The organism is Petrotoga mobilis SJ95, from assembly GCF_000018605.1.
Classification (GTDB): domain Bacteria; phylum Thermotogota; class Thermotogae; order Petrotogales; family Petrotogaceae; genus Petrotoga; species Petrotoga mobilis.
Map to the genome: position 1 here is coordinate 782,150 of NC_010003.1, position 16,321 is coordinate 798,470.

15 protein-coding genes are annotated in these 16,321 nt (G+C 34.5%); 9 read left to right on the forward strand and 6 right to left on the reverse strand.

Annotation, left to right across the window (positions count from 1 at the left end; genetic code table 11):
- Window positions 1–199: 199 nt before the first annotated feature.
- Both PMOB_RS03775 and PMOB_RS03780 read right to left on the reverse strand, forming a co-directional pair.
- Window positions 200–544: a thioredoxin family protein gene (locus PMOB_RS03775; protein WP_012208557.1), complete on the reverse strand. Its 345-nt coding sequence runs from the start codon at window positions 542–544 to the stop codon at window positions 200–202.
- Window positions 545–742: 198 nt separating this feature from the next.
- Window positions 743–1,756 (reverse strand): permease, encoded by a 1,014-nt coding sequence (locus tag PMOB_RS03780; RefSeq protein WP_012208558.1) that lies wholly within the window; start codon window positions 1,754–1,756, stop codon window positions 743–745.
- A 296-nt stretch (window positions 1,757–2,052) separates the two neighbouring features.
- On the opposite strand from PMOB_RS03780, the gene ackA reads away from it, so the two are divergent.
- Complete coding sequence (ackA, locus tag PMOB_RS03785; protein ID WP_012208559.1) at window positions 2,053–3,258, forward strand: acetate kinase; 1,206 nt, start codon at window positions 2,053–2,055, stop codon at window positions 3,256–3,258.
- A gap of 84 nt (window positions 3,259–3,342) precedes the next feature.
- Here the strand turns inward: ackA and metA are convergent, their stop codons facing one another.
- Together metA and PMOB_RS03795 are read right to left on the reverse strand one after the other, a co-directional pair.
- Complete coding sequence (gene metA, locus PMOB_RS03790) at window positions 3,343–4,272, reverse strand: homoserine O-acetyltransferase MetA (RefSeq protein ID WP_012208560.1); 930 nt, start codon at window positions 4,270–4,272, stop codon at window positions 3,343–3,345.
- 48 nt (window positions 4,273–4,320) lie between these two features.
- The gene (locus PMOB_RS03795) at window positions 4,321–5,610 is read right to left on the reverse strand and encodes an O-acetylhomoserine aminocarboxypropyltransferase/cysteine synthase family protein (RefSeq protein ID WP_012208561.1); all 1,290 of its coding nucleotides are present in this window, start codon (window positions 5,608–5,610) and stop codon (window positions 4,321–4,323) included.
- A gap of 352 nt (window positions 5,611–5,962) precedes the next feature.
- Between PMOB_RS03795 and lspA the strand changes: the two genes are divergently transcribed.
- From lspA to PMOB_RS03820, 5 genes are read left to right on the forward strand one after another with little or no spacing between them, the layout of a single operon-like run.
- Entirely contained in the window at window positions 5,963–6,412 is a 450-nt protein-coding gene (lspA, locus tag PMOB_RS03800) for a signal peptidase II (protein ID WP_012208562.1), read from the forward strand.
- Window positions 6,405–7,352: an RluA family pseudouridine synthase gene (locus tag PMOB_RS03805; protein ID WP_155811046.1), complete on the forward strand. Its 948-nt coding sequence runs from the start codon at window positions 6,405–6,407 to the stop codon at window positions 7,350–7,352. The genes lspA and PMOB_RS03805 overlap by 8 nt, the downstream gene beginning before the upstream one ends.
- A gap of 13 nt (window positions 7,353–7,365) precedes the next feature.
- A complete protein-coding gene (gene dnaE / locus PMOB_RS03810) occupies window positions 7,366–9,774 on the forward strand; it encodes a DNA polymerase III subunit alpha (RefSeq protein ID WP_012208564.1) in 2,409 nt (802 codons plus the stop codon).
- Window positions 9,775–9,798: 24 nt separating this feature from the next.
- Window positions 9,799–10,875 carry a glycosyltransferase family 4 protein gene (locus tag PMOB_RS03815; RefSeq protein ID WP_012208565.1) on the forward strand — a complete coding sequence of 359 codons (1,077 nt, stop codon included), beginning with the start codon at window positions 9,799–9,801 and terminating at the stop codon, window positions 10,873–10,875.
- On the forward strand, window positions 10,847–11,902 hold the full coding sequence (locus tag PMOB_RS03820; RefSeq protein ID WP_012208566.1) for a lysylphosphatidylglycerol synthase transmembrane domain-containing protein: 1,056 nt from the start codon (window positions 10,847–10,849) through the stop codon (window positions 11,900–11,902). Before PMOB_RS03815 ends, PMOB_RS03820 begins: the two co-directional genes overlap by 29 nt.
- Here PMOB_RS03820 and glpX read toward each other — a convergent pair whose 3' ends face one another.
- Window positions 11,903–12,931 (reverse strand): class II fructose-bisphosphatase, encoded by a 1,029-nt coding sequence (glpX, locus tag PMOB_RS03825; protein WP_012208567.1) that lies wholly within the window; start codon window positions 12,929–12,931, stop codon window positions 11,903–11,905.
- 274 nt (window positions 12,932–13,205) lie between these two features.
- Between glpX and PMOB_RS03830 the strand changes: the two genes are divergently transcribed.
- Genes PMOB_RS03830 through PMOB_RS03840 form a run of 3 tightly spaced genes read left to right on the forward strand, consistent with a single transcriptional unit; the run spans window position 13,206 to window position 15,892 of the window.
- Window positions 13,206–14,624, forward strand: a complete 1,419-nt coding sequence (locus tag PMOB_RS03830; protein WP_012208568.1) for an aminopeptidase — start codon at window positions 13,206–13,208, stop codon at window positions 14,622–14,624.
- Window positions 14,621–15,184, forward strand: a complete 564-nt coding sequence (locus PMOB_RS03835) for a hypothetical protein (protein ID WP_012208569.1) — start codon at window positions 14,621–14,623, stop codon at window positions 15,182–15,184. Before PMOB_RS03830 ends, PMOB_RS03835 begins: the two co-directional genes overlap by 4 nt.
- Before the next feature lie 3 nt (window positions 15,185–15,187).
- Window positions 15,188–15,892: a hypothetical protein gene (locus PMOB_RS03840; protein WP_012208570.1), complete on the forward strand. Its 705-nt coding sequence runs from the start codon at window positions 15,188–15,190 to the stop codon at window positions 15,890–15,892.
- A 12-nt stretch (window positions 15,893–15,904) separates the two neighbouring features.
- Here the strand turns inward: PMOB_RS03840 and atpC are convergent, their stop codons facing one another.
- On the reverse strand, window positions 15,905–16,303 hold the full coding sequence (atpC, locus tag PMOB_RS03845; RefSeq protein WP_012208571.1) for an ATP synthase F1 subunit epsilon: 399 nt from the start codon (window positions 16,301–16,303) through the stop codon (window positions 15,905–15,907).
- Window positions 16,304–16,321 lie beyond the last annotated feature (18 nt).

Consider the following 16,321-nt stretch of genomic DNA (forward strand, 5'->3'; position numbering starts at 1 on the left):
TCATAGATAAGTCTGCTCATAGCAGACCTTTTCTATCTTCGGGTGGAAAACCGAACTGAACCTTGGACTAGTCTCTAAAAAGCTTAAAAATTTTTTCAATATTCAAAAACTGCTAAATAACATGTGCTACGACGGGTTTTTGTGCAACAACCATGCTAACGAAATCTGTGACAGGGCTTGCCAGTTTCATTCATCTCTTTCATGACCTAACTTTTTGAAGAATCTCCACCACCTCTTTAGTTTTTAAAACTTTACCATAAGAAACCACCTTCCCGTCCACAACGAGAGCAGGGGTTGCCATAACACCATAAGCCGCAATTTCTGAAAAATCTGTTACATGATCAATCGCCATATCCATACCAAGCTGCTGGAGAGCCTCTTTTGTTGCTGCTTCAAGTTGATTGCATTTCGGACATCCGCTTCCAAGTATTTTAACGCTAGCACTCCCAGCTTTAGAATGATCTGGCTTTGGCATCCCTCCTATATTATGGTTTTCTCCGTTGCAGGATGTTGTTTCTTTCTTTTTCTTTTCAAATAGTGACATTTTTATTACACCCCTTTTTATTCATTTTTTGTTGTTTAATTGATACCAACTGTTTGGAATCTATTGTGACATATAACTAGATTATAGACACAATTAAGTCTTTGTGTGGTACAACACCTTGTGATGTAAATCCCACAGTCTATACAGATAGCATAATCAATAGCTGGGCACCAAGTTTTTTACTTATATTTTTTCCTACTATACGATCAATCCTTGAATAGCGTTAAAAAAATAACCTACAATAATAATACCCATGGTGCAGATTGCGATAAATAATGCCAAGAGCTCCGGTTTGATAGCTTTGCGCAACATAATCATAGATGGTATAGACAGCGTTGTGACCGCCATCATAAACGAAAGAACGGTGCCTAGGTCAGCTCCTTTAGATAATAGAGCTTCTGCAATTGGGATTACACCAAAGATATCGGCATACATTGGTATGCCGACAAGTGTGGCTAAAACAACTCCAAACGGATTTTTACTACCGAGAACGGAGTTAATCCATTCTCCGGGAATCCAGTTGTGAATAATGGCGCCAATGCCTACACCAATCAAGATATATGGAAACACCTTTTTAAAGGTGGACAGCATTTGGCCCCTAGAGTAGACCAGTCTATCCTTTCTTGTCAGGTCGGGTGCTTCTATATCTACATTTCCAGCCATCATAATAAAGCTTTCAACGTACTTCCCCATTCGTAATTTTTCTATAACCGTACCACCTATTACTGCGATAATCAATCCGAGTATTACATACACGACTGCAACTTTTGCTCCAAAAATACTCATAAGTAGAAACAGCGACCCTAGGTCGACCATAGGGGAAGAGATAAGGAACGAGAAAGTTACTCCAACTGGAAGGCCTGCAGATGTAAAACCAATAAACAAAGGAATGGATGAACAAGAACAAAAAGGCGTTACCGTGCCTAGTAAAGCCGCGACAGAGTTAGCACCGAGACCTTGAAATCGGCCTAATATTTTCTTGCTGCGTTCTGGTGGAAAAAAGCTCTGAATGTAACTGATAAAGAAAATCAGTAAACACAGCAGTATGATTATCTTAATGACATCATAGACGAAAAACTCGATGCTACCACCTATGCGGGTAGATGTATCCACTCCTAGACTTGAAAGGATCTTTCCAATCAAGGTATCAAGCCATTTCATGCCAAGAAGCTGATATTGAGTAAAATCCCAAATCTCTTTTAATATTTGCATTCTAGGAAAACCTCACATATGATAATAACATATCAAAAATATTTGATATGATATTATTATATGAATAAAATCAAAATTTGTCAATATGTTGTGATTATAATCTTCAACTAGGCACTCATAACTCAGCTGTTACCCAATGTCCCGAAAGAGACTTTTTTTACATCTGGGATTATAAGTCACTGCTTTCAAAAGAGATTATTGCTACTTATTATTCTTGAATACTTTTTATTTGAAATTTCTTCTATATTGTTGTATAATTTAACGGTTAAAAAATCGTTTGCGTGAGGAGGAAAAACATGAAAGTTTTAGTGATCAACTCAGGGAGTTCTTCGATTAAATATCAACTTCTTGAAATGGATACAGAAAAAGTTTTAGCCAAAGGATTGGTCGAAAGAATAGGTATAGAAGGGTCCAGAATTATCCACAGAAAAAACGAAGAAAAATATGTTATAGAGAAGGTTATAAAAAATCATGAAGAAGGTTTAAAAGAAGTTTTAGATCTCTTGACTTCTGAAGATTACAAGGTTATTTCATCTCTAAAGGAAATAGATGCAGTTGGACATAGAGTGGTGCACGGGGGTGAAAGATTTTCTTCTTCTGTTATTATTGACAAAGAGTCTTTGGATGCAATTGAAATGATGTCTTTTTTGGCGCCGTTGCACAATCCTGCAAACGTCATGGGAATAAAAGCAGCGATGGACCTTTTACCCAATGTGCCACAAGTTGGGGTATTTGATACTTCTTTCCACCAAACTATGCCAAATACTTCTTTCTTGTATGCAATCCCGTATGAGTACTACGAAAAATACAAGATTCGACGTTATGGGTTCCATGGTACGAGTCATAAATATGTTTCAAGAAGGGCAGCCGAAATATTGGGAAAAGATATAAAAACACTTAAAATCATAACCTCACACATTGGAAATGGGGCATCCATTGCCGCTGTAAAAAATGGTCAATCTTTCGACACTTCAATGGGATTCACTCCTTTAGAGGGTTTAGTTATGGGAACAAGAAGTGGGGATATAGATCCTGCCATTGTTTCATTTCTGGCTCAAGAAGAGGGATTAACAGCAAAAGAAGTTATAGGAATATTGAATAATAAAAGTGGAGTCTATGGAATAACGAAAGGTTTCTCAAGTGATATGAGGGATATTGAAGATAAAGCATTAGAAGGAGATAAAGTTTGTCGTCTTGCACTTGACATTTATGAGTACAGGATAGCCAAATATATTGGAGCTTACGCTGCAGCGATGAACGGTGTAGATGTTATAGTGTTTACCGCCGGTGTAGGAGAGAATTCTCCGGTAACAAGGGAAGAAATATGTGAAAAGTATTTAACTTACCTTGGTGTAAAGATAGATAAAGAGAAAAACAATTTTAAAGGCTTAGAAAGGGTCATAAGTACTCCCGATTCTAAGGTAACCGTGTTGGTAGTTCCAACAAACGAAGAACTTATGATAGCAAGAGAAACAAAAGAATTGGTTTCAACCAAAAATTAAATTCTAAAATTTTGTATAAAGATACTAAAACTGTAGAGCAACTAATAAGTTAGCCCTACAGTTTTGTTTTTTTTGAATTGATTGTTAAAGGATTGCTTGGTCAATATTGTCAAGATTGTATGGGGTTTGTTGGTAAACATAGTAATTTAACCAATTGTTGAATAAAATATAAGCATGACTTCGCCATCTCACGACGGGCCGTTTTTCTGGATCATCATGTGGGAAGTAGTTTACTGGGATATCAATGTCCATACCTTTCTTTAAATCCCTATAGTATTCTTTTTTTAAAACCTCTGGATCGTATTCCGGATGTCCTGTAACAAACACTTGCCTACCATCTTTTCTCTCAACTAAATAAACGCCTGCTTTTTTCGATTCGGATAGGATCATCAGTTCTTTTATTGGTTCAATATCTTCTCTTTTGATTTGGGTATGTCTCGAATGAGGGACCCAAAACGTATCATCAAACCCTCTAACCAATGGCGAGTCTTCACAACTTACCGAATGCTCAAATACGCCGAATATCTTCTTTGATACATGATATTTGTTTATACCATAGTGATAGTACAATCCTGCTTGTGCACCCCAACAAATATGAAGAGTAGAAAATACATTTTTCTTTGACCAGTCCATCACTTCTTTAAGCTCTTCCCAATAATCCACTTGTTCAAAATCAAGAGTTTCAACAGGGGCCCCAGTGATAATTAATCCGTCGAACTTTCTGTGACTTATCTGATCAAAAGATTTATAAAAGGTGTCTAAGTACTCTTGCGATACGTTTTTGTGGCTATGTGATACCATCCTTAAAAGCACTACATTTATTTGCAAAGGGGTGTTTCCTAACAAGCGTAATAATTGAGTTTCGGTGACTATCTTGTTTGGCATTAGATTCAAAATAACAATCTCTAAAGGCCTAATATCTTGGTGTGCCGCCCTCTCTTCAGTCATTATAAATATGTTTTCTTCTCTCAATACTTCTGCAGCTGGTAAGTTTTCAGGAATTTTTATAGGCACTTTTAACACTCCTTTCGTTCTGTCCCGGATGAACTTAAAAAATGGTTATTAGTTCTTAGTTGCTTTAGTTAGAGCTGAATCTATATCCTCAATCAAATCATTAATATCTTCTATTCCAACGGATAGTCTAATCATATCAGGACTTACCCCAGAAGCCAACTGTTCTTCTTCACTCAATTGCCCGTGAGTGGTACTAGCAGGATGAACGGCGAGTGATCGAACATCGCCAACATTTGCAACATGGGAAAATATTCTTAAACTTTCGATAAATCTTTTCCCAGCTTCTACTCCACCTTTTACTCCGAAGGAAAGCATCCCTCCATAACCATGTTTTAGATATTTAACCGCATTTTTATGAGCCTTATGATTTTTCAGTCCTGGATAATTTACCCAGCTCACTCTCGAATCTTCGGATAGGAATTCTGCAATTTTCATTGCGTTTGAGGAATGCCTTTCCATTCTTAAACTCAATGTTTCAATGCCCTGCAATATCAAAAAAGAATTGAAAGGACTTATTGAAGCCCCTAGATCTCTTAACCATTGGGAGCGGGCTTTTGAGATATAGGCAGCATTTCCAAATTTTTTATAAAAGCTTATCCCATGAAAAGCAGGATCTTCTTCAGTTAACATATTAAATTTACCGTTGTTCCAGTCGAAATTTCCACTATCAACAATAATTCCACCAATTGAATTACCGTGCCCGTTCAAATATTTGGTTAAAGAGTGAACAACGATATCAGCGCCAAATTCAAAAGGTCTGCACAAGTACGGTGTCGCAAAGGTGTTATCTACGATCAAAGGTATACCATTCTCATGAGCTATCTTAGAAATCTGCTCAAAATCAGGTACAGAAAGTTCGGGATTACCAATGGTTTCCACATAAACCGCCTTTGTCCGATTATTTATCTTATTTTTCAAGCTATCCACATCGTCAATGTCAAAGAAGTGGGTTTTTATGCCAAATCTACTCAAAGAATTCTTAAATAATGTGAATGTTCCACCATACAAAGAGCTTGCTGTAAGTATTTCATCCCCTTCTTCCATAATGTTTAAGACCGCTATCGCTTCTGCAGCCTGCCCCGAGGAAGTAGCTAAAGAACCCACACCACCTTCCAATGCAGCAACTCTTTTCTCCAATACATCAGTCGTTGGGTTCATTATACGTGTATATATGTTCCCGGTTTCTTCCATGTTAAAAAGCCTAAGGGCATGAGCTGAATCTTCAAAGGTATAAGATGAAGTCTGGTAAATTGGTACTACGTTAGCCCCTGTAGTTGGATCTTTTTCATAACCCGCATGAACCATTAAAGTATCGAAGTTGTGATTTCTTTCTTCCATATTTTTCCTCCTCATTTGTTTAAAATTACAGCCTTTAGGAACTCTAAAACCTGTGTTAGCGCCCCTTCGCCCCGCTCCCCACCCAGAAGGATGAAAAACTTTCAGCACCTTTGCCCTGCTACCCGCCCTCTAAGGATGAAGGAGTTTCAGCACTTTGGCCCCGCAGCCCGCGCATGTGGAAAAGACTTTTGTGCTCTTTACCCCGTAGCCCACCTATAAGAATGAAAGTGATTGAGTACCTTCGTCTAACAGTCCGGTTGATAAGATTTTTAACGGTAAAGTGACAATTTTTACCTCTAAAGTGTTATAATCAATATCAGCTATAATAAAGTGAAAAGGAAGGATTGAACAAATGAATTGGGTTATACCTATCATTATCTTTTTTGACCAACTAACTAAAAAACTTTCTGAAACGTTTCTTTTAGAAAAAAATATTAAAATCGGATTTTTCCAGTTGACTTATGTTGAAAACACAGGCATCGCTTTTGGACTTTTTAAAGATATGGCTTTGTTTCATGGTATCTTCTCTACACTAATAGTAATTTTTCTTTTTATCTTAAAAGAAAAATACAAAGAAAAATATAAGTTTTTTACTACGTCTTTTGACTTAGGTATAGCTTTTATTATAGGAGGGGCTTTAGGTAATATCATTGATAGAATCAGGTTAGGATACGTTGTAGATATGATATATTGGCCAAACTTTTCTATATTCAACGTAGCTGATATATTCGTGACTTTTGGTGGTGTGATTTTATTATACCATTTTTTCAAAAGGAGCAAATATGGAGAAAAGAATGTATAAAGTTGAAAGGGAAGATGAACAAAAAAGGCTTGATATATACATTGCCCAAAAAATGCCCATTGAAATTTCTAGAAATCTCATCCAAAATGCAATAACTAAAGGACAAATTACCGTCAACGGATCTCAAAAGAAACCTCATTACAAAGTTAAGCAGGGTGACGAAATTCAAATAGATTTTCATGAATTGGTAGAAGAAACTAAAGAAGAAAATATCCTACCAGAAAATATACCATTAAATATACTGTATGAAGATGAGGAATTAATCGTTATTAACAAACCTGCTGGTTTGATAGTACATCCAACACCGAGTATCAAAACCGGTACTTTGGTTAACGCCCTGATGCACCATGTAAAGGATCTTGACAAAACTATGCAGGATCCAAACAGATTAGGAATTGTTCATAGGTTGGACAAAGAAACCTCCGGTGTGTTGGTCGTAGCAAAAAATGCTTTTTCACATCACTTGCTTTCAAAAGAGTTCAAGGAAAGAAAGACAATGAAATACTATTTAGCCATAGTTGAAGGAACGCTAAAAGAAAAGGAAGGAGAAATAAATCTGCCCTTGGGGAGGCATCCTATTTTAAGACACAAAAGGGCTGTTGTGTACAATGGAAAAGAAGCGATAACTGAATATAAAACGTTAAAAGAATTTGGAGATCTTGCCACGTTGGTTTGGATAAGGCTGAGAACAGGAAGAACCCATCAAATAAGAGTGCATTTCAAATACATCGGTAACCCATTAATTGGAGATTCTTTGTATGGGAAAAATAAAATCGAAAAAAATCTTCAAATACCAGTAGGCAGACAGATGCTTCACGCTTTGAAATTAGGCTTTTATCATCCAAAAACTAAAGAATGGATGGAATTTTTGGCCCCTTTACCCGATGACTTTAAGAATCTATTGATCACTCTAACAAACCTAGATGGACAAAATTCTTAACGGAGGGCTGTTATTGAAGATCTTAGGACCTGTGGTAACTTCAAAAAGTATTGGTAAATCCTATCTTCAGCTAAGGGACCTTTTCCCCATAGCAAAAAGGTATGGGTACAATTGCATAGTTCTATCAGAGCCGCACCCAAGATCATGGGTGAGTTTTATCGTTTATGCCCAAAAGTATAGAATTAAGCCAATAATATTATATGAAACTGCAAATGGTAAGTACTTATTGCAAACAAACAACGATATTAGATCAGCTATAATGCACTACAACGGATTAGGAAACAACTTAAGATTAAAAAAAATCGATATGGATCTTCCCTATGTGAAGTATCCAACTGACTTTTTAAAAGATATATTTAAAGATGAAGAATCTCTTTGTATCAAAGATGGTTTAAAATATCAAAATGAACTATCTATTTTCTCTAATATAGAAACTTATTACAATATAGGAAACTATAGATTTGATGAATACAAAGTTACCGACTATAATCTAACAGATACTATTTCACAAAAAGACCTAACTTTCGAAGAAAAAAGACGGCTATCTTACGAGCTGAACATAATAAAAAAGTTAAAAGTAGAAAATTATATTTTAACGGTTAAAAAAATCGTTGACACCGCTAAAAAAAATGGCATCTCGGTCGGACCTGGAAGAGGCTCAGCAGTAGGTTCCTTTTTAGTTTATAAATTAGGAATAACTAAGGTGAATCCTATTGAATACGATCTCCTCTTCGAAAGATTTCTAAACGAATACAGGCATGAATTACCCGATATAGACCTTGATATCGACGCGGAGAAAAGGGTTGATCTAATAAAGGCATTGCAAAAAGAATTTGGAGAAAACAAGATCTCTCAAATCAGGACCTACTCAACCATGAAAATTAAATCTGCTTTAAAAAAGGCAGAAGAATTACTTGGATACAATTTAGAAGCCAAAATAAACACCCCAATAAGAAGCAAAGAGAACATCGATAAATTCAAATCTTTATCACAAAAAGAGAAAACCTTTTTTTATGCCGCTTATTATCTTGAAGGAATAGAAGTTGCAGAGTCAGTACATGCAGCGGGTTTAATAATTTCCCAAAATGACCTTAGAACCTTTTCTCCCCTGGAAAAAAAGGAAGTACCTATAATAGAATGGGAAATGTCTGATTTAAAATATTTAGGAGTGGAAAAGTTCGACATTTTAGCTTTGGACACGTTGACCTTCTTAAAAAGATTACAGATAAAAGAAAAGTACCGAGAGCTTAACGATTCAAAAACTTTCCATTACCTATCTAAAGGTTTGACAAAAGGCATCTTCCAATTGGACTCAAAATTAGGGCAAAAATTAGCCCAAAGAATAAAACCCAAAAATTTTGAAGAGCTTATCTTACTATTAGCCATCAACAGACCCGGACCCCTTGAATCTGGGATGATAGATCAATACGTTAATGATGACTCACCAGAATATTTGAAAAAAATCTTCTCCGAGACAAAGGGAGTTTTAGTTTACCAAGAACAGATAATGAAAATCGCTCAAATCTTAGGGGAATTTTCTCCACAAGAATCAGATTTGTTGAGAAAGGCAGTATCTAAAAAAGAAAAAGACAAAATTACAACCTTCAAAAACAAATTTGTTACCAACGCCTCAAAAAAGATAGACGAAAAAGAAGCAACTTTATTGTTTTCTCAGATAGAAAACTTTGCTCAGTATGCCTTTAATAAATCTCATGCGGTTGCATACGCTCACATTACATACTGGCTTTCAGAAAAAAAATTTAAAGATCCTTCCAATTTCTTCTTAGAATATGTTAAAATAAAAGGCGTTGATGTCGATGTAATAAATGAAGCATCAGTTTTAGGTGTGAAAATAAAGTTGCCAGACATTAGATATCCATTTGGTTTGGCAAGTGAAACAGAGCTAATACTACCTTTGTATATAATTAAAGGAATAGGTAGAAATGTTTCTCAGATATTTGAAGAAGCGAAACTCTTAAGCTTAGAAAATTTTTTTAATTTCATAATAAACAAAAATATCAACAGAAATATTGTGGAATTAATAATCAAATCAGGCGCATTAGATTATTTTAACAACAACCGTAAAAATCTACTAAGAGAAACCACTCAGCGAGTGAAGGGAAAAGTTCAACAGTTAGAAGATATAAAAAGTACGTTATTTGGAGAGAGAGAACAAAAATCAACTAAAAAGGTTGAAACAACCTTACAAGATTTAGCCCAGTACGAAATAGAAAGTATAGGATTTCCATTGAGTTTAATGTCCCAAAAAGGGTTATCTAACACGTTGATAGACAAATATCTCTATAGGCAAAAGGTTTACCTTGATGGTTATGTCTACAGAGATTTTATAGTAGATAACTCTGCTATGATCAATTCAAAAGTTTATAACAAAAACCTAAAAAGACTTATTAAATACATTTAAATTCCAATTTTGAGAAGGGAAAATATGAAAATCGATATTCTATCAATAGCTGAGAAATACCCTGGTCAGGGGGTGTATTCTGCCACATCGGATCACAAATACATCTTAAAAAAATACAGTGATTACACTATATATGAGAACAAAATTTTAGGAAATTACGATGTTTTACATATTCATACTCTCAACATAAAAAGCTTCTTATCGTTGTTAAAGAATAAGAAAAATTCTTTTTGTGTGATTTCTGCTCATGTAGTTCCTAATTCGTTGAAAGGGAGTATAAAATTCAATAAACTATGGTTACCTTTTTTTATTAGGTATTCAAGACATTTTTACAATTCTTCTGACTGTATTTTAGCCGTCAGTGAAGAGACCAAAAATGAATTGATTAAGGATCTCAAGATAAATCCTAATAAAATTGTGATCTTTAGAAATTTTGTTATAAAAGAATTGTTTTTCACCAAACCTGAGGAAAAACACTCACAAAAATCTTATTTAAGAAAAAAATACGGGTATAATGACGATGATTTCATAATTTTGGGTGCCGGACAGATTCAACCTAGAAAAGGTATAACAGATTTCGTGGAAACCGCTAAAAGATTAAAGAACATGAAGTTCATTTGGGCTGGTGGAATGCCCTTTAAACATTTAACCGAGCACTATGATGAAATGAACAAGCTTACAAAAAGGGCTCCTAATAATGTCAATTTTACTGGGACTATAAACCGAGAAAAAATGATCGATTATTATTCTTTATCAGATATTTTCTTCTTTCCTTCATTTCATGAAACCTTTGGTTTAGTAGTAATAGAAGCAACTGGAAGTGGTTTACCTTTAGTACTGAGAGATTTACCAGTTTACAAACAAATATTTTCTCCTAACTATTTATCTGGTAATTCAGTAGAAGATTTTGTTGAGACAATCAAAAAGCTTAATATTAACAAAGAGTTATATGCTGAATACGAGAAAAAGTCTTACATCTTATTTGAAAATTATAGTGATGAAAAAGCCTTTATAAAATTAAAAAATATCTATGAAGAAGGTATAAAGCAAAAAATCCATACAGGAGGAAAAAATGTCAGAGGAAAAAGACAAAGACAATGAAAGCGCACTTAGTAGAAAAAAAATAATCATTAATCTAATCGTTGTTTTAATTATTGGTTTAGTTATCAACATTGTGATCTCTTTTTTTGCTGATTTCCAAGAAACCTTCGCCACCCTTAAAACAATCAATCTAATCTTTATTGTGAAGGTTTTTGTAGTTTTTTCTATGGCTTATTTGATCGATTTAATAAGATTGTACATAGTCACCTTAAGTTTTCACAAAAAAATAAAGTTTAAAGATGCCATTTATAATACAGTTTCATTCTATTTTATGTCTAATATTACCCCGATGGCTAGTGGTGGGCAACCATATCAAATATACCATCTTACAAAATTAGGAATAGAATCCACTTTAGCTACAAATATAGTGTTGTCAAGGCTTGTAGAAAATCTACTGTTCTCTTCTGCCGTTATCTTAATTTTCATAAGAAGAGTAATGAGTATTTTAAGCAGAATAGGAACTGGGAAATATATACTTATTATTGGTATTATAGCCGCTTTAGGGTTCTCTGCTTTGTTAATTTTACTATTTTTAAACCCAAAATTGATATATAAGTTGTTTAATTTTTTACTAAAGATATTTCCATTAAAAAACAAATCGAAATTCGAACAAAGATTACAAAAATTAGAAAATTGGTTGGAAGAGCTAAAGTTAAGTATCAAAACGCTATGGATCGAAAAGGCACATATAGTTACAATAGACTTTATACTTGGAGGTTTCATCGTTTTTTTTCATTCTTTAGGTTTGCACATTACACTATCATCAATTACGTCAGGAAGTTACAGCATTCTTGAAGTATTCATACTTTTTATAATAATGAACTTTGTCGTCTATTACATACCTACCCCAGGGTCCTCAGGTGGGGTAGAAGCATTGTATGGTATCGTTCTTGCCAGTTTCATGCCTGGAAGATTCGTTTCTACTACTGTACTGTTGTGGAGATTTGCAACTTATTATTTACAAATAGCCTTTGAAGGGGTAATCTTACTTATGACAAGGACAAAAGAAAAAGGAGTCTCAACATAATTAATTAATATACTCATTCCTCAAATCGATTAATCTTTTATCCTCTTCCAAAGATTTCAACCTTATAGTTTTATTTTTTAAATTATGCATAGACTCTATTTTTCTTACGGTTGCACTCTTACTTCTCATCGTAAGTGTATGAGTGTAAGCAAAACCTTTTACAAATTTAACCCCTTTTAAAAGATCTCCATCGGTTATACCCGTAGCAGAAAATATTACATCTTCTCCGCCAACTATTTCATCGGTATAAAAGATCTTTTCAAGGTCCCAACCTTCTTCCTTGATCGATTGCTCTTCAATTCTATCCCTTGCCCACAATTTCATTTGAATTTCTCCACCAAGCGTTTTTAAAGCAGCAGCCGAAAGTATCCCTTCAAGAGTTCCTCCAATACCAACATAGATATCCACCCCGCTATCGGGAACCGCGGTGGCTATGGCAGCTGTAATATCTCCATCACTTATTAATTTTATTCTTGAACCAGCTTCTTTAATCTCTTCTATAATCTCTTCATGCCTTTGCCTATTCAAAATAACAAAAGTTAGTTCCGTAGGTGCAATTCCCAAAACCTCACTTGCAATTTTTATATTCTCTTTCATAGGTTTTCTCAAATCCAATTTACCTTTTAATTCACGACCTACAGCAAGCTTATAAGAATAAAAAGTCGGCAGTAATTTAATGCTTCCCGACACCGTGGCGGCAACCGCACTTATGGCATTTGGCAAGCCGAAAGCAGCCAATTTCACTCCGTCTATAGCATCAACAGCTAAATCCATTTCGGAAGTGTCATCTTGCCAACTACCAACTTTTTCACCTACATACAGCATATTTGAATTTTCTTTATCGTATTTACTCATTACTATATTCCCTTTAAAGTCTATGTAATCAAACATACCTCTCATAGCATCGATGGAACTATGCTTGATCATTTCTAGGTTACCACAGCCCAAGTATAAACTACTCATCAAAGCCGATGCTTCTGTAACCCTTACAAAATCCATAGTCAACTCTGGATAAATCTTCTTTTCCATAAAAACGCCCCCTTATAAAATTTTTTTAATTGTCTTTAAAATGTCTAACTCTGTGTTAGCGTTTCTATTATAATATTTTTATACCCTTTAAACAAATAATAAAATTGAAGAAAATTTAAGTTTAAACATCGTAATCAATTCTATTTCGAAATATTTCTTCCTAATCATTTATAAACGGATTATTTGAGTATTCATAAATCAGAACTGTATGAAAAATTATTTAACTGTGCTTATTTTCAAAAAAATATGGTAAAATTTTATTGGAGGTGATCTAATGGACCTAACAGAGTTAGAAAAAAGTTTAACTTTTCAAAAGAAAAGTGTATGGAGCAAAAGAAACAAAGAAGATATCGATAGGTATACTTCACAGTACAAGGATTTTATCAACTTTTCTAAAACTGAAAGAAAGGCAGCTACATACTCAGTGGAGCTCCTTGAAAAAAACGGTTTCAAACCTCTTTCTCATTACGTGAACTTAGGAAAGATAGAGAAAGGGGATAAAGTTTACTTTGTAAACAGAGATAAAGCGGTATTCGCTCTCAAGTACAACAATCCTTTGAAGGATGGTATCAACATAGTAGGTGCCCACATAGATTCGCCAAGGTTTGATTTGAAACCCGAGCCAATAGTGGAAGATGAGAATATTGCAATGGCAAAGACTCATTATTATGGTGGAGTGAAGAAGTATCACTGGTTCAACATACCTCTTGAATTACATGGCGTAGTAATAAAAAGCGATGGAAGTAAAATAGAGGTTTCCATAGGACAAGACGAAAACGATCCCGTATTTGTAATATCAGATTTACTGCCACATCTCGATAGAGATTTGGCTAATAAAAAGGTTTCGGAAGCATTTGAAGCCGAGAAAATGAATGTATTAGTTGGTACTACTGCTATTTCCTACGATGAAACCGATAAGATTAAAAATCCAGTTAAGTTAAATATCTTGAAGATTTTGAACGATAAATATGGAATCGTAGAAGAAGACTTAGTTAGTGCTGAATTGGAAATCGTTCCTGCACTTCCTGCTAGAGATGTAGGATTGGATAAAAGCCTTTTAGCTTCCTACGGACACGACGATAGGGTCTGTGCCTACACAGGATTGACCGCTTTAATCGATGCTCAAACATCTGTAAAAAACCCGGCAGTTTTACTAGTCGACAAAGAAGAAATAGGTAGCGATGGAAATACAGGAGCAAAAAATCATTTCTGGATCTACGTTTTGAAGAAAATTGCCGCTTTAGCAAAAGAAGAAGAACTACTTCAAAACATAGAAGAAATTCTCACCAATTCTACTTTGCTTTCAGCCGATGTATCAGCTGCTGTAGATCCAAATTACAAAGAAGCTCACGATCTATCCAACGCTCCAAAATTGGGTTACGGTATAACTCTTATGAAATACACAGGTTCAGGAGGCAAAGGAAGAACAAACGATGCAAATGCTGAATTAGTAGGAAAAGTTAGAAACCTTTTCAACAAAGAAGGCATATCTTGGCAAATAGGAGAACTGGGAAAGGTAGACAGAGGCGGAGGAGGAACCATAGCCCTTTTCTTTTCTGAAAAAGGTTTAGACGTTTTGGATGCTGGCGTGCCGCTTTTGGGGATGCACTCTCCGTATGAAGTGGCATCAAAAGCGGATATATACGAAACTTATTTGGCATATAAAACTTTTTACGAAAAGTTTGGAAAATGAGAATTTTTGTAGGAAACTCTGCAAATGCAATGGAATTTTTTGATTTTGATTTAATATTATCAACCTCAGGTTGGTCTTTAAACGACCAATCTGAGGTTATTGCTATCAATAACAAAGAGTATGTAGAATGTTATATAAACAGGAACAAAACGTACTTAAACAAGGATAATCGGTTCATCACAGAAAAAGATGTTTTATTATCTTTTGGGTTTACCAACGATGCTCTAAATTTTGAATTTTATTTCTTGAATCTTTTGTATCAAGTGGATTTAATCGTTCTATCTTTGAACTTCTCTGAAAATTTAGAAAGAAAAGTACTCCTGCATATTCAGTCTAATTTGAGAATTGTAAAAATACCGGCGATAATTATCAACACGTCGAAAAACGAATCTACGGTGTCCTACATCGTTCCCAATTACAAAAACGAATTCGTGATCAAAAACGCTATTTATTTCACACTTGATTTTAAAAAGAGTAAAAATTATATGTACTCTTTTGGAAAGTATTTATCGGATTTGAAAGAAACAATTCACACCTATGATGTCAAGGTGTTGAGGTAAAAAATGAGATCACAACATCTGTTCTTAAAGCTACATTATAATTTTCTTAAAAAAGAATTATTTGAGTCTTTAAAAATGATTGAAGAACCCAAAAGTTATAATAAGAACAGCTTAGGTATATACGTAATAAAAAAATTGAAACCAAAAAGCATAATAAAACAGCTTGCTGAAGGTATTAACCAAGGTTTTTATATCTTTTTTTTCTCTTCTAACAAAAACATCCACTACCGCAAATTACACTTGATTTCTGAAATTGTCAATATTTATGGAATTCATTTGATTCTATTTCTAAAAAACGATATTCTCAAACTTTTCAACAATCAAGTTATCTTCATAAACCAGGAAAGAAGTTTAACTCATAGATTATTCTCAATAAACTCTTATAAAATCTCTTTTATCCTTCCAGAAGAAATGATAAATCCCGCTGTTATAACAACTTTGAAGATTCAAGAAGTTGACTTAGTATTCAGCAAAAGTCCTGTGGCTGGCAACAATCAAGACTTAGCTAATAATTTGCTTGCATATGTTCTAACAGATCAAAAAATATTTTCCCCTTCTATTCTAGAGGAAGATAGAACCTCATTGAAAGAAAGGGAAAAAGTTTGGCTCAATTTAAGTTATTTAAAGGCTATCAAAGATAATTATTTAGAAAAAAATTACAACGATTTGCAAAGGATAAAAACAAAAATAGACCTAATTCAAAGATAATTAAAAAGCCATTTACTTTCTCTTTGACATATTGACCCTCAAAAGATTCTTCTCAATTCTTGTTTGTAATTTTATTTTTTTAAATTGATCTTCCGTTGCTTTAATCTGTTCTTGGGCACTTTCCATAGCTTTCCTTGCGGCTTCAACATCTATATCTTCCGATCTTTCAGCAGCGGTGGTAACAATGGTCATTTCCTCCCCCGTCATCTCCAAAATACCACCATGGATGGCGAAACTCTCAACTGAGTTATCTGCTTTTTTTATTGATACAGGGGCGATTCTCAAAGAAGTCACTATTGGCAACCTTTGAGTTAAGGTTCCCATAGACCCCTCTTTTGTTTTAAATTCTACATACTGAACGTCTTCTTCATACTTTACCCCTTCTGGGGTAACAACTTTGAATTTAAATATTTATACCACCTGCCTTAC